Here is a 13,305-nt window from a genome sequence, read left to right as displayed (position 1 = left end):
TGCCGGCCAGGCAGCCGGTGGCCTCTTAAAGCCCAGAGCACCTCCAATGAATATCTTCGCCGATTTCAACGCGCGGATCATAAAAGCCGTCCAAGCCCTTGACCTGAAAGACAAGGATGGGGCCGCGCTTGACCTGTCGCGCATCACGGTAGAGCCGCCGCGCGATGCAAGCCATGGCGATCTCGCCACCAACGCGGCGATGGTGCTGGCCAAGCCCACTGGACAGAACCCTCGCGCGCTTGCCGAGAAACTGGCCGAGGCGATCCGCATCGATGCCGACGTTGCCTCGACCGAGGTCGCCGGGCCGGGCTTCGTCAACCTCAGGCTCAAGGACGCGTTCTGGCATAGGCATCTGGCGGCACTTCTGGGCGAAGGGCGCGACTATGGCCGCTCGAATATCGGCGGCGGCCGCAAGGCCAATGTCGAATATGTCTCGGCTAATCCGACCGGCCCCATGCATGTCGGCCATTGCCGCGGCGCCGTGGTCGGCGACACGCTTGCCAATCTGATGTCCTACGCCGGCTACGACGTGACCAAGGAATACGTCATCAACGACGCCGGCTCGCAGATCGACGTGCTCGGCCGCTCGGCGCTGCTGCGCTATCGCGAAGCGCTCGGTGAAGACATCGGCGAGATCCCGCCCGGGCTCTATCCGGGCGACTATCTGGTTCCCGTCGGCCAGGCGCTGGCCGAGGAATTCGGCCTCGGCCTGCTGGAGATGCCGGAAGGGGAAGCCCTGGCGATCGTGAAGGATCGCACGATCGATGCGATGATGGCGATGATCCGCGAGGATCTGGCGCTGCTCAACGTGCATCACGACGTCTTCTTCTCCGAGCGCACGCTGCATGCCGACAACGCCAAGAAGATCCGCGCCGCGATCGCCGACCTGACGCTGAAGGGCCATATCTACAAGGGCAAGCTGCCGCCGCCGAAAGGCGAGAAGCCGGACGATTGGGAAGATCGCGAGCAGACGCTGTTCCGCTCGACGGCGGTCGGCGACGACATGGACCGGGCGCTGATCAAATCGGACGGCTCGTTCACATATTTCGCCGCCGACGTAGCCTATCTCAAGGACAAGGTCGAGCGCGGCTTTGTCGACCTGATCTACGTGCTCGGCGCCGACCATGGCGGTTATGTGAAGCGGCTCGAAGCGCTGGCGCGGGCGGTTGCCGGCGATGCGGTCAAGCTGACGGTTCTGCTTTGCCAGCTCGTAAAGCTGTTCCGCGAAGGCGAGCCGGTCCGGATGTCGAAGCGGTCCGGCGATTTCGTCACATTACGCGAGGTGGTGGAGGAGGTCGGGCGCGATCCGATCCGCTTCATGATGCTTTACCGCAAGAACGACGCGCCGCTAGATTTCGACTTCGCCAAGGTCACGGAGCAGTCGAAGGACAATCCGGTATTCTATGTGCAGTACGCCTCGGCGCGCTGCCACTCCGTCTTCAGGCAGGCGAGCGAGCAGCTTGGCGAGGCGAATTTCGATCGCAACCGGCTCACGGCCTCCGTGGCGGCGCTGACCGACGAGGGCGAAGTCGCGCTGATCCGGAAGCTGGCTGAATATCCCCGGCTGATCGAATCCGCGGCGCTTTCGCTGGAGCCGCATCGGCTCGCATTCTACCTCTACGACCTGGCTTCCGGCTTCCATGCACAGTGGAATCGCGGCCACGACAACCCGGACTTACGTTTTGTTAAGGTTAACGACCGAGAATCAACTTATGCCAGACTAGGGCTGGTGCAGGCTGTTTCGGATGTTTTGACCTCCGGCCTGACGCTGATCGGGGCAGACGCGCCCACCGAAATGCGTTAGGTTTAACTAAAAAACCTGTCACCTTTTGCCCACATTGCGCTGGTAAGGGCCAACCCTGCGCGACGTCCATGGCGTCCGACTGTGTGCGAGTTCGGGAACAATAATGGCAGACAGAACCCCGCTGAAAGTAGCCGACCACAACAATATCGCCGACGACGATCCGTTCGCGGAACTGACCCGGATCATGGGTTTCGATCCGCGCCAGCCGGTCAGGCAGCCGGCCCCCGCGGCCGAGAAAGCCGTGCCGGCCGACCAGGCTCCGGAGGAGAACGATTTCGACATCGACCTCGAGAAGGAGTTGATGGGCGAGTTCGATTCCGTCGAGGAAAGCGAGCCGGTCGCGCAGCAGGCTGTCGTGCATCAGATCAAGCAGGAACCGGCCTTCGAGGCTGCCGGCGTCGCGGCGAATGACGACGAGCTGACCGCGTCGTTCGAGCAGGATTTCGTCTTTGACGATGCGGCGGACCACGCCGACTTCGCCGTGGCTCGCGCGCCGGAGCCGCATTTCGCTGCGGCGCCGCAAGCCGCTCCAGAGCCGTATTTCGCACCGGAGCCGGAAGTCGCCCCCGAGCCGGAAGTCACTTTTGACGACGATTTCGACAAGGCGGTGGCCAGTTCGCTCGATGTCTCGCCGCTCGAAGGCGACCTTCCGATCGACCAGGAGATGGCGGCTTCGCTGGATCAGGATTTCCAGCGCGACCATGAGGAGCCCGCCAACCTCGAATATCATGAGCCTGCCGACATCCGTCAGGATGCCGTCGAAGCCGTGCAAGCCGCGGGCGAAGGGGCGTTCGATGCCGATTTCGACAATGCGGTCCAGATGTCGCTCGAGGACGAGCTGTCGTTCGAGAGCCACGAGCCGGAGCAACATGCGCAGGCCGTCGAGCCGGTCGAGGCTTACGCGGCCGCCCCGCTGATTTCCGAGGATGATTTTGCCGGTCATTTCGACCATGCGATGACCGATGCCGACATAGATCCCAGGCAGGACATAAATCCCGGCCAGGACATGGACCCCGGACAGGAACAGGATTTTCAGGAGCCGGAGCTGTCGCTTGACGATGAGCCGGAACCTATGGTCGGCTCGCCGACCGAGACGGCGCGTTTTGCCGCTGAGCCCGAGCCCGCGGACCCCGAGCCGGCCGCGCCCGAACCTGCCGCGGCGCTGACCCTCGATGACGATTTCGAACTGAGCTTCCGCGATGCGCTGAACGAGGAGCCGCAAGCTCCGGCCGTCGAGCCCGCCGCCGTGACGCAGCCGGCCGTGGCCGAGCCAGCCCCCGTCGTCGCTGCCCCGGTTCCGCCGGTCGCCGCTGTCGAACCCGCAAAGTCGTCCAGCGAGCGCAGCCTGGAAGACGAGCTCAATGCGTTGCTCGGCGCCATGACCGCGCGGCCGATGCCGGTGGTCAAGGAGCCTGTTCCCGCGCCGCGGCTGGTTGTCGCGCAACCTGCGAGCTACGCGAGCGGCAAGGCGGCCGCCGATAACCTCGATTGGGATCTCGACGAGCACCAGCCGGCGCAGAACGGTCAGGGCGTTGAGCCGGTGGAGAGCCGCCTGGACGACCTGCTCGCCAGCGAGCTCGACCGCCAGGATTTTGCAACCTCGGCCAAGGCCGAGCCCGGCGTTGATTTCGACGACGATTTCGGTGCCGCTTTCGTCAAGAGCATCGAGGCCGAGCGGGAGGCCGCGGCCACGGCGAGGTCTCCGGCAAATTCTTCCGATTGGCTGCATTCCACGCCCACGGAACCAGCCAAGTCGTGGAGCCGTTCGACCCCGACCACCGCTCCGCCGGTGCAAGCTTCGTTTGCGGCGCAGCCGGTGCCGTCGGCATCGGTGCAGACGGCCGCGCCTTCAGCGTCAGTGCAGATGGCGGCGCCTGCCTACGGCAGCGAACCGGCGCCGGATTATTCCGCTTATGCCAAGCCGGCGTACGCGCCGACGTCCATGCCGGAGCTCCGTCAGCATGACGACGTGCCGGATGTCGAGACGGTCGACGTGCCGGAGCGCGTGGTCGCGCTCGCGGACGATCTCGACATCCCGGAGCTCAGCTTCGAGGAGGATCAGCCGGCGGCGACCGCCTACGACGATCTCGATGCGGAATTCGCCAGCCTGCTCACCGACATGAACGCGACCGAGATCGCATCGGCGCCCGCGCAGAGCCGGGGCTATGATGACGAATCCTACAGTGCCGGCTTTAACGGCTACGACCGTCGCGATCTGCGTGCCGAGGCTCCGGCGGCTCCAGCCGCCCCGGCTTCGTTTGCCGTCGCGAACGATTACGACGCCGACGACCTGCCCGGCAGCCGGCCGGTTTCGCAGGCGGACGATTTCGCAGGCGACGAACTCGACTACGATCCCGAGCTTGAAGAGGCGATGGCGATCCCCGGCCTTGGGGAGCGTGAGGCAGCACAGCCGCGCCGCCGCGGTATGATGATCGGGGCGCTGGTCGGCGCCGTGGTGGTTCTCGGCGGCCTTGGCGCGCTGGCCTTCTCCTTCGGCGGCAAAGGCGGCAGCGACGCTCCGGTGATCGTCAAGGCCGACAATTCGCCGATCAAGGTGAAGCCCGAGAATCCGGGCGGCACGGTGGTGCCGAACCAGGACAACAAGGTTTATGACGCGGTGGCCAAGGGCGGCGGCGCGGCAAAGCCCGCCGAGCCGGCGCAACAGAAGCTGGTGAACACCACCGAGCAGCCCGTCGACCTGGCATCGAAGGAACCGCCGCAGAGCCGGGTGGTCGATCTTTCGCCCAACGATAACGACGCCGCGGCCGGCACCGCCGAGGATCCAGGCGCGTTGCCCGGCGTCGCGCAAGCGGCTGCGCCCGAAAGCGCGCAACCTGCCGCGCCGGCAAGCGCGCAGCCGGCAGCCCCTGCGCCGAAGTCGGAAGACCGCATCGCCCAGGTGCTGCAGCAGGATGCCGATAACACCGCCAGCAACGACGTCGTCGCCGTCGCGCCGCGCAAGGTGAAGACCATGATGGTGAAGCCTGACGGCTCGCTGGTGCCACGCGAGGATCCGGCGCCGGCCGCGCCGAAGGTCGCGGCGGCCGAACCGAGCGATCCGGCGCCGCAGCATGTCGCGCCAGCCTCCGATGGCCAGCAGACGGGAACCGTGGCTTCCGGCGCGGACCAGGCCGATGCACCGGCAGTCAAGCCTGTGAAGCCCGCAAAGAAGATTGAAGCCAAGGCGCAGTCGGCCAACACGCCGACAGTGGTGCCGGTGGCGCCGGCACGTCCGTCCGACCAGCCGGTCGATATCGTCGGCGAGGTCAAGCCGGACCAGGTCGCCTCCATCGATCCGGCTGCGGCAGCCGGCGGTGGCTCGTGGTCGATGCAAATCGCCTCGCAGCCGACGGTCGAAAGCGCGCAGTCGACCTATCAGGACCTGCAACGCCGATATGGCAGCGTTCTTTCCGGCCGCACGGCCAACGTCGTCAAGGCGGAAGTCGCGGGCAAGGGCACGTTCTACCGTGTTCGCGTTCCGGCGAAGTCGCGCAACGACGCGATCGCGCTCTGCACCAGCTACAAGGCGGCCGGCGGTAACTGCTTCGTGTCGCGCTGATCCGATATCAGCTTCGAAAAGCCGGCGCCGCCGCAAGGCCGCGCCGGCTTTTCGTTGTGGGCTTTGGCTGGTAACAGGGCAGGGGTGATTCCCTTTGCCCGGCCAAAGCCTTAAGCTTGCGTGCATGAGCGAATCAAAATCCATGATCCTCGGCTGCGCCGGGAAATCCCTCACCGAAGATGAAATCCGCTTCTATCGCGACGAACATCCATGGGGCTTCATCCTGTTTGCGCGCAATATCGGCGAGGCCGGGCAGATCCGCGACCTGGTTGCCTCGATGCGCGACTGCGTCGGCCGCCCGGACGCCCCGGTCTTCATCGACCAGGAAGGCGGCAGGGTGCAGCGCCTGCGTCCGCCGCTGGCGCCGAACTATCCGGCCGGCGGCGCGCTTGGCGCGTTGTGGCGCGATGATCGTGAGGCCGGCAGCCGCGCCGCCTGGCTGCTGGCGCGGCTGCATGCCTTCGATCTCTCTCGCCTGGGCATCACCGCAGACTGCCTGCCGGTGCTCGACGTTCCGGTCGAAGGCGCCAGCGACGTTATCGGCGCGCGCGCCTATGGCAAGGAGCCCAATCCCGTGATCGAGCTTGGGCGGGCCTCGGCAGAGGGGTTGATGTCCGGCGGCGTGCTGCCGGTCATGAAGCATATTCCCGGCCATGGCCGCGCCTTCGCCGACACGCATTTCGCGCTGCCGACCGTCGGCACGCCGCTCGATGAGCTGCGCCGGCATGATTTTGCCCCGTTCAAGGCGCTCAACCAGCTGCCGATGGCGATGACCGCGCATGTCGTCTACAGCGCCGTCGATCCCGACAACCCGGCGACGACGTCCGCCAAGGTCGTCAACGAGGTGATCCGCGGCGAGATCGGCTTCGACGGGCTGTTGATGAGCGACGACACCTCGATGAAGGCACTTTCTGGGGATTTCCCGACAAAGGCGGCCGCAATCCTTGCGGCCGGCTGCGATCTCGTCCTTCACTGCAACGGCGTCTTCGAGGAGATGTCGGGGATCGCGTCGCGCACGACGGCGCTGTCAGGCAAGTCCTTGCAGCGCGCGGCGCGGGCGCTGACCTATATAAAGAACCGCGACGTCGCCGACGAACCCGCGATACGCGCAGAATTTGCCACCTATTTCGAAGCAGTGGCCTGAACCGAAAGGACGAAAGGCAAGTGGCGGAGACATTGGAAAGCAAGGCCTCGAAGGCCGCACCGATGGACCGCCTGTGGGCCGAGAACGACGATTCGCGCCTGACCGGCGACCCGTCGCTGGTCGTCGATGTGGCCGGCTTCGAAGGCCCGCTCGATCTTTTGCTGCATCTTGCCCGCAACCAGAAGGTCGATCTGGCGCGCATTTCGATCCTGGCTTTAGCCGAGCAGTATCTGGCCTTCATCGAAAAGGTGCGGGCGCTCAGGCTGGAGCTTGCCGCCGACTATCTGGTGATGGCGGCGTGGCTCGCCTTCCTGAAGTCGAAGCTCTTGATCCCGAAACAGCCGGGCGAAGAGGGCGAAAGCGGCGAGGAACTGGCAGCGGTGCTGCAATTCCGGCTGAAGCGGCTGGAAGCCATGCGCGACGCTTCGGCACGGCTGGTCAACCGCAACCGTCTCGGCCGCGATGTCTTTGCGCGCGGCATGCCGGAAATGGTCATCATCGAGAAGCGAAACAGCTTTTCGGCTTCGCTCTACGATCTGCTCACCGCCTACGCGCAGCAGCGCCAGAAGCAGGCGATCAACAATGTGACGATCGCCCGGCGCGCCGTGTGGTCGCTGAAGGACGCGCGTGAGGTGCTGGCAAGGCTGATCGGCTCGATCAGCGACTGGACGGCGCTCGACAGCTTCCTGATCGAATATCTGGCGGCGCCGGAAGAGAAGCGCACGGCGATGGCGAGCTCGTTCGCCGCAACGCTCGAAATGGTGCGCGAGGGCAAACTGGAAGTGCGGCAGGATCAGGTGTTCGCGCCGCTTTACCTGCGCGGCCGCGCGCAAGAGGTCAGGGCAGTCGAGGTGGTATCATGAGCGAACGCGCCAACGCTTCGGTCATCCCGTTCAAGGTCGAGGACGAGCCGGAAGACGAGATGGCCGAGCAGGGCTCCGCCCAGAACCCCGCCGAGCGGCTGCAACTGTCGGAGGCCGTGCGCATGGCCGAGGCGATCATTTTCGCCAGCGCCGAGCCGGTCAACGAAAAGCAGCTTGCCGCGCGCCTGCCCGAGGGTGTGAACATCGCCGCCGCAATGGCGGATCTGCAGGAGATCTATGCCAAGCGCGGCGTCAACCTGGTGCGGGTCGGCGATGCGTGGGCCTTCCGCACCGCCGGCGATCTGGCTTTCCTGATGAGCCGGGACTCCGTCCAGCAAAGAAAGCTCTCGCGCGCGGCGCTCGAAGTGCTGGCGATTATTGCCTATCACCAGCCGGTCACGCGCGCCGAAATCGAAGACATCAGAGGCGTGGAGACGTCCAAGGGCACGCTGGACACGCTCCTGGAAACGGAATGGGTGCGGATGCGCGGCCGCCGCCGTACGCCCGGGCGGCCGGTGACCTATGGCACCACCGACGCCTTCCTCGACCATTTCGCCCTGGAGGAGATCCGCGATCTGCCCGGCATGGAAGAGCTGAAGGGCGCGGGATTGCTCTCGACGCGCATGCCGGCCAATTTCTCGATGCCGGTGCCGCCGGCCGATCCCGACGCGCTGACCGAGGATGAGGACGCGTTGACCGATATCGACCTCGAAGAGCTCGGGCTGCTGACGCCGCGCGTCACGGAAGAGTGACGGCGAAGCCTGCGCAGGATGGTTTATTAGCAAGGCCTGCGCGGATTCGTAGCAAGGCGCTCACGCCGAAAGTGCGTGACATCCGCCAGCCATTTTATCAACTTCATTGCGGTTGTGTTTGAATCCCCGAGCGAAAACGCATAGATCATCGCCAGGGAAACGTTCTAGAGAGATTTGGCAATGGGTTCATTTTCGATTTGGCACTGGATGATCGTGCTGGTCATCGTGCTTCTGGTGTTCGGCCGCGGCAAGATCCCCGAGCTGATGGGCGACATGGCAAAAGGCATCAAGAGCTTCAAGAAGGGCATGGCTGACGACGATACCGCTGATGACAAGCGCACCGTCGAACATCGTGCCGACGAGACCGTTTCGCCGGGCAAGGAAAAGGTCAGCAAGAGCTGAGCTCAGTTGTTGCTTTGAGCATGCCGTTGTCCCAAAACCGCGTCCCACTTTTGGGCGGCATGCTCTGTTTGGAATAGATTGCCATGTTCGAAGTCGGTTGGAGCGAACTGCTGGTGATCGCGGTCGTCATGATCGTGGTCGTCGGGCCGAAGGATTTGCCCAATATGCTGCGCACCTTCGGCCGCACCGCGGCGAAATTGCGCGCGATGGCCGGCGACTTCCAGAAGCAGTTCAATGACGCGCTGAAGGAAGCCGAACTCGACGACGTCAAGAGTTCGATCGATAGCCTTCGCGGCCTCAATCCGTTGAACGAGGTCCGCAAGCAGCTCAATCCGTTCGAGCAGGCCGCGGCCGATGTTCGGTCTGGCGTCGATACGATGATGAAGCCCAAGCCGGCTGCCGATCCGGCCGCGCCGTCAGCAGAGACGCCGCAGGCCACCGAGCCGCTCAAGAATGGCGCGACGGACATGCCCGGAGCCAACGGAGCCGAGACCACCACGGCCGCGCCGATCTTCCCGGCCATGACCGATGCGTCCGTCGCCGCAACGGCTTCGGAAATCGCCGTGCCGGAAAAAAAGGCGGCAACCGCCAAGGCAAGGACGGCTGGCGCGGCGACGAAAACGGCAGCCGCGTCGAAGGCTGCAGATAATGCGCCGGCCAAAGCCGCCGTGCCGACCAGGAAGGCCGCGCCCAGGGCCGAGGCAAAGCCTGCCGTGGTGAAGAAGACGGCCGCGAAGAAGGCAACCGACACCAAGAAGATGGCGGGCGATACCAAGTGAGCGTTTCGGACAAGGAAAAGGAAGAAATCGAGAAATCGTCCGCGCCGCTGATCGAACATCTCATCGAGCTGCGCCGTCGCCTGATCTGGTCGCTGGGCGGCTTTTTCGTCGCCTTCCTCGTCTGCTTCTTCTTCGCCAAGCGGCTTTTCAACCTTCTGGTCGTCCCCTTCAAATGGGCGACGCAATGGGCCGGGCTCGACCCGCACAAAGTCGAGCTGATCTATACCGCGCCGCAGGAATTCTTCTTCACCCAGGTGAAGCTTGCCATGTTCGGCGGCATGGTGATCGCCTTCCCTCTGATCGCCACGCAGATCTACAAATTCATCGCGCCGGGCCTCTACAAGAACGAGCGCAGCGCCTTCCTGCCGTTCCTGATCGCATCGCCCATCCTGTTCGTGATGGGCGCCTCGCTTGTCTATTTCTTCTTCACCCCGATGGTGATGTGGTTCTTCCTCGCCATGCAGCAGGCCGGAACCGACGACCAGGTGCAGATCTCCCTGCTGCCGAAGGTGTCGGAATATCTCAGCCTGATCATGACGCTGATCTTCTCCTTCGGCCTGGTGTTTCAGCTGCCGGTGGTGACCAGCCTTTTGACGCGCGTCGGCATACTGTCGTCGCAGGCGTTGGCCGAGAAGCGCAAATGGGCGATCGTCCTTTCCTTCGCGGTTGCAGCGGTGCTGACGCCGCCCGATCCGATGAGCCAGTGCGGCCTCGCCATCCCGACCATCATTCTCTACGAGGTCGCCATCTGGTCCTCGCGTATGATCGAGCGTAGCCAGGCGCGTGATCGTCTGGCGCGCGAGCAGCAGGATGCCGGGGCGTCGGTGGCTGAAAAGGCGGCCGACACCTCGTCGACGCAGGCGCCGAGCTAGCAAAAGGCCGGAAAAACACGGACGGCGGAACCGGCCCGTCTTGCATCGGTCAGGGATGCGGTTTACGCCCTCGATCCTTACTTTGAGGACCGACCATGCTTGATATCAAATGGATTCGCGACAACCCGAATGCCCTTGTCGAGGCGCTGGTGAAGCGCTCGTGGTCGGCGGGCGACGCGCAGTCCACGGTCGACGATCTGATCGCCAGGGACGAGGCGCGGCGCGAGCATCTGACGGAGCTGCAGGTCAAGCAGGAGCGCCGTAATGCCGCCTCCAAGGAGATCGGCAATGCCATGCGTTCGGGCGATGCCGCACTTGCCGAGAAGCTCAAGAGCGAAGTCAGCGAGATCAAGGCGTTCATCCAGAACGGCGAGGCGCGCGAGCGCGAGCTCGACAAGGCGCTGCACGACGCGCTTGCGGTGCTGCCCAACGTACCGCTGGACGACGTGCCGGTCGGCAAGGACGAGCATGACAATGTCGTCAAACGCATCGTCGGCGAGGTGCCGACGCGCCCTAACTGGGTGAAGGAGCATTTCGAGATCGGCGAAGCGCTCGGCATGATGGATTTCGAGCGTGCGGCCAAACTGTCCGGTTCGCGGTTCACCGTGCTGAAGAGCCAGCTGGCGCGCATGGAGCGCGCGCTCGGCCAGTTCATGCTCGACCTGCACACCACCGAGCATGGTTATGAAGAGATCCAGCCGCCGCTGATGGTTAAGGACGACGTGATGTTCGGCACCGGTCAGTTGCCGAAATTTGAGGAGGACCTTTTCTCAACAGGCATCCCAAAGGAGGTGCAGTCACGCGACATAGCACGAGGGCTTTTTGATTTTAGAGACAAGGTTTCGGCGTTTCTCCAGCCTAATCGGCAAATCACTCAGGCTGACGATTCAGAAAATGATCAGAAGGCATCTACCGAAGGTCTCGCTCGGTTGGTAAGGCTTTTCTACAATGATCGTGAGCGAAGGTACCTCATCCCGACCGCCGAAGTTCCCCTCACCAACCTCGTGCGCGAGGAGATCACCGCCCATGAAAAACTGCCGCTGCGCTACACGGCGCTGACGCCGTGCTTCCGCTCGGAAGCGGGTTCGGCCGGTCGCGACACGCGCGGCATGTTGCGCCAGCACCAGTTCTACAAGGTCGAGCTGGTCTCGATCACCGACCAGGAAAGCTCGCTCGCCGAGCATGAGCGCATGACGCAATGCGCCGAGGAGGTGCTGAAGCGGCTCGGCCTGCCGTTCCGCACGGTCACACTCTGCACCGGCGACATGGGTTTCGGCGCGCGCAAGACCTACGATATCGAGGTCTGGCTGCCCGGCCAGAATGCCTATCGCGAAATCTCGTCATGCTCGGTCTGCGGCGATTTCCAGGCCAGGCGCATGGATGCCCGGTACAAGGACAAGGACGGCAAGGGCAACCGCTTCGTCCATACGCTGAACGGTTCGGGCACGGCGGTCGGCCGCGCTCTCATAGCCGTCATCGAAAACTACCAGAATGAGGATGGAAGCGTAACCATTCCTGAAGTGCTGCGGCCTTACATGGGTGGTCTCGCCAAGATCGGTCCGAAGTGAATCCATGCGCATCCTGCTGACCAACGATGACGGCATCCATGCCGAGGGGCTGGTGTCGCTCGAGCGCATCGCCCGCACGCTGTCGGACGATGTCTGGGTGGTCGCGCCGGAGCAGGACCAGTCCGGCTATGCGCATTCGCTGTCGATTTCGGAGCCGCTCAGGCTGCGCAAGATCGGCGAGAAGCATTATGCCGTGCGCGGCACGCCGACCGACTGCGTCATCATGGGCACGAAAAAAATCCTGCCCGGACCGCCGGACCTCATCCTGTCCGGCGTCAATTCCGGCGCCAACATCGCCGACGACGTGACCTATTCGGGTACCGTGGCTGGCGCCATGGAAGGCGCGCTGCTCGGCGTGCGTTCGATCGCGGTGAGCCAGGCCTATTCCTATGTCGGCGAGGATCGCGTCGTCCCTTACGAGACAACCGAGGCGCTGGCGCCGGCGCTGCTCAAGAGGCTGGTGGAAACGCCGCTGCCGGAAGGCGTGCTGCTCAACGTCAATTTCCCGAACTGCACACCCGACGAAGTGGAGGGCACCGTCGTCACAGCGCAAGGCAAGCTGGTGCACAGCCTGTGGGTCGACGAACGGCGCGACGGGCGCGGCCTGCCTTATTACTGGCTGCGCTTCGGCCGTGAGCCGGTCGAAGGCAAGAAAGGCACGGACCTCCATGCGCTGCGCAACCGGCTGGTGTCGGTGACGCCGCTGCAGCTCGACCTTACCGCCCATGAACTCCGCGACCAGCTGACCAAGGCGCTGTCATGAGTAAGGTTTTGGCATGAATAAGGTTTTGGCATGAACATGGCCATCGACGACCGCGAAGGGTTTGCCGCTTTCCTGCTCAGGCTGCGGGGCAGGGGTACGGCGCCGAAGCCGCTGGTCGCCGCATTCGAAGCGACGCCGCGCCGCGGTTTCCTGCCGGCCCAGTTCCACGCGATCGCCTGGTCGGACGGCATGCTGCCGATCGAATGCGGCGAGGCGATCGAGGGGGCGGATCTGCAGGCAGCCGTGATCGCCGCGCTTCACATCGAGCCGGGCAACCGCGTGCTCGAGATCGGCACCGGCTCGGGCTACACGGCGGCGGTCATGTCGCGGCTTGCGGCGCGGGTCATCAGCATCGACCGCTACAAGACCCTGACCGAGCAGGCAAAGCAGCGCTTCGAGGCGCTCGCCATCAGCAACATCATCGCCCGCCAGGCCGATGGTTCCGATGGCCTGCCCAATGAAGGCCCGTTCGACCGTATCGTCGCCTGGGCCGCCTTCGACAGCCTGCCGCGCTTCCTGCTCGACCAGCTGTCGAGCGGCGGTATCGTCATTGCGCCGATCGGCCCGGAGGAAGGCGAGCAGGTGCTGGCCAAGCTCACCAAGGTCGGCAGCCGTTTCGAGCGCGAGGACATCGGCATGGTAAGGCTGCAGCCGATCCTGCGCAGCGTTGCGGCGGTGATCTGAAGCAGTTCCAGGAGAACTGTGAAGCGGTTTTCGTCCGGAATTGCACCCGGATTTTGGCCGCGCCAAAATTTCCGCCAATGTTTTAAGAAAATTTTCGTCGGATTCTAATGGGTTA

At 64.1% G+C, this 13,305-nt stretch carries 11 protein-coding genes and 1 pseudogene; all 12 read left to right on the top strand.

From position 1 onward, the window contains the following. The first annotated feature begins 46 nt into the window (after window positions 1-46). The 12 genes and pseudogenes from argS (at window position 47) to RFM68_RS04830 (ending at window position 13,190) form a co-directional block, all read left to right on the top strand. Window positions 47-1,804 (top strand): arginine--tRNA ligase, encoded by a 1,758-nt coding sequence (gene argS / locus RFM68_RS04880; protein ID WP_320231570.1) that lies wholly within the window; start codon window positions 47-49, stop codon window positions 1,802-1,804. Window positions 1,805-1,907: 103 nt separating this feature from the next. After that, entirely contained in the window at window positions 1,908-5,363 is a 3,456-nt protein-coding gene (locus RFM68_RS04875; protein WP_320231569.1) for an SPOR domain-containing protein, read from the top strand. A 124-nt stretch (window positions 5,364-5,487) separates the two neighbouring features. Continuing rightward, the gene (gene nagZ, locus RFM68_RS04870; RefSeq protein WP_320231568.1) at window positions 5,488-6,507 is read left to right on the top strand and encodes a beta-N-acetylhexosaminidase; all 1,020 of its coding nucleotides are present in this window, start codon (window positions 5,488-5,490) and stop codon (window positions 6,505-6,507) included. Between the two features lie 62 nt (window positions 6,508-6,569). Further along, a complete protein-coding gene (locus tag RFM68_RS04865; RefSeq protein ID WP_320231837.1) occupies window positions 6,570-7,370 on the top strand; it encodes a segregation and condensation protein A in 801 nt (266 codons plus the stop codon). After that, window positions 7,367-8,122, top strand: coding sequence for an SMC-Scp complex subunit ScpB (gene scpB / locus RFM68_RS04860; protein ID WP_320231567.1), 756 nt, complete (start codon window positions 7,367-7,369; stop codon window positions 8,120-8,122). The genes RFM68_RS04865 and scpB overlap by 4 nt, the downstream gene beginning before the upstream one ends. 180 nt (window positions 8,123-8,302) lie before the next feature. Then, window positions 8,303-8,524: a twin-arginine translocase TatA/TatE family subunit gene (locus tag RFM68_RS04855; protein WP_192245966.1), complete on the top strand. Its 222-nt coding sequence runs from the start codon at window positions 8,303-8,305 to the stop codon at window positions 8,522-8,524. A gap of 83 nt (window positions 8,525-8,607) precedes the next feature. Next, window positions 8,608-9,303, top strand: coding sequence for a Sec-independent protein translocase protein TatB (tatB, locus tag RFM68_RS04850; protein WP_320231566.1), 696 nt, complete (start codon window positions 8,608-8,610; stop codon window positions 9,301-9,303). Beyond that, complete coding sequence (gene tatC, locus RFM68_RS04845; protein WP_320231565.1) at window positions 9,300-10,175, top strand: twin-arginine translocase subunit TatC; 876 nt, start codon at window positions 9,300-9,302, stop codon at window positions 10,173-10,175. Before tatB ends, tatC begins: the two co-directional genes overlap by 4 nt. 95 nt (window positions 10,176-10,270) lie before the next feature. Further along, window positions 10,271-10,951, top strand: a pseudogene (locus tag RFM68_RS33825) (serine--tRNA ligase); the annotation flags it as partial. Window positions 10,952-10,966: 15 nt separating this feature from the next. Then, complete coding sequence (serS, locus tag RFM68_RS33820; RefSeq protein WP_502572765.1) at window positions 10,967-11,743, top strand: serine--tRNA ligase; 777 nt, start codon at window positions 10,967-10,969, stop codon at window positions 11,741-11,743. Between the two features lie 4 nt (window positions 11,744-11,747). Then, a complete protein-coding gene (gene surE / locus RFM68_RS04835) occupies window positions 11,748-12,506 on the top strand; it encodes a 5'/3'-nucleotidase SurE (protein WP_320231563.1) in 759 nt (252 codons plus the stop codon). Between the two features lie 30 nt (window positions 12,507-12,536). Beyond that, entirely contained in the window at window positions 12,537-13,190 is a 654-nt protein-coding gene (locus RFM68_RS04830) for a protein-L-isoaspartate(D-aspartate) O-methyltransferase (RefSeq protein ID WP_320231562.1), read from the top strand. The last annotated feature ends 115 nt before the right edge of the window (window positions 13,191-13,305 follow it).

This window comes from Mesorhizobium montanum (assembly GCF_033977145.1).
GTDB lineage: Bacteria > Pseudomonadota > Alphaproteobacteria > Rhizobiales > Rhizobiaceae > Mesorhizobium > Mesorhizobium montanum.
The sequence above is the reverse complement of the archived record's forward strand: the minus strand, read 5'-3'. Positions and strand labels throughout refer to the sequence as shown.

Excerpts from the sequence above, each read along its gene's own strand:
- argS (WP_320231570.1), top strand. The coding sequence starts at position 47 with ATGAATATCTTCGCCGATTTCAACGCGCGGATCATAAAAGCCGTCCAA.
- RFM68_RS04875 (WP_320231569.1), top strand. The coding sequence starts at position 1,908 with ATGGCAGACAGAACCCCGCTGAAAGTAGCCGACCACAACAATATCGCC.
- nagZ (WP_320231568.1), top strand. The coding sequence starts at position 5,488 with ATGAGCGAATCAAAATCCATGATCCTCGGCTGCGCCGGGAAATCCCTC.
- RFM68_RS04865 (WP_320231837.1), top strand. The coding sequence starts at position 6,570 with ATGGACCGCCTGTGGGCCGAGAACGACGATTCGCGCCTGACCGGCGAC.
- scpB (WP_320231567.1), top strand. The coding sequence starts at position 7,367 with ATGAGCGAACGCGCCAACGCTTCGGTCATCCCGTTCAAGGTCGAGGAC.
- RFM68_RS04855 (WP_192245966.1), top strand. The coding sequence starts at position 8,303 with ATGGGTTCATTTTCGATTTGGCACTGGATGATCGTGCTGGTCATCGTG.
- tatB (WP_320231566.1), top strand. The coding sequence starts at position 8,608 with ATGTTCGAAGTCGGTTGGAGCGAACTGCTGGTGATCGCGGTCGTCATG.
- surE (WP_320231563.1), top strand. The coding sequence starts at position 11,748 with ATGCGCATCCTGCTGACCAACGATGACGGCATCCATGCCGAGGGGCTG.
- RFM68_RS04830 (WP_320231562.1), top strand. The coding sequence starts at position 12,537 with ATGAACATGGCCATCGACGACCGCGAAGGGTTTGCCGCTTTCCTGCTC.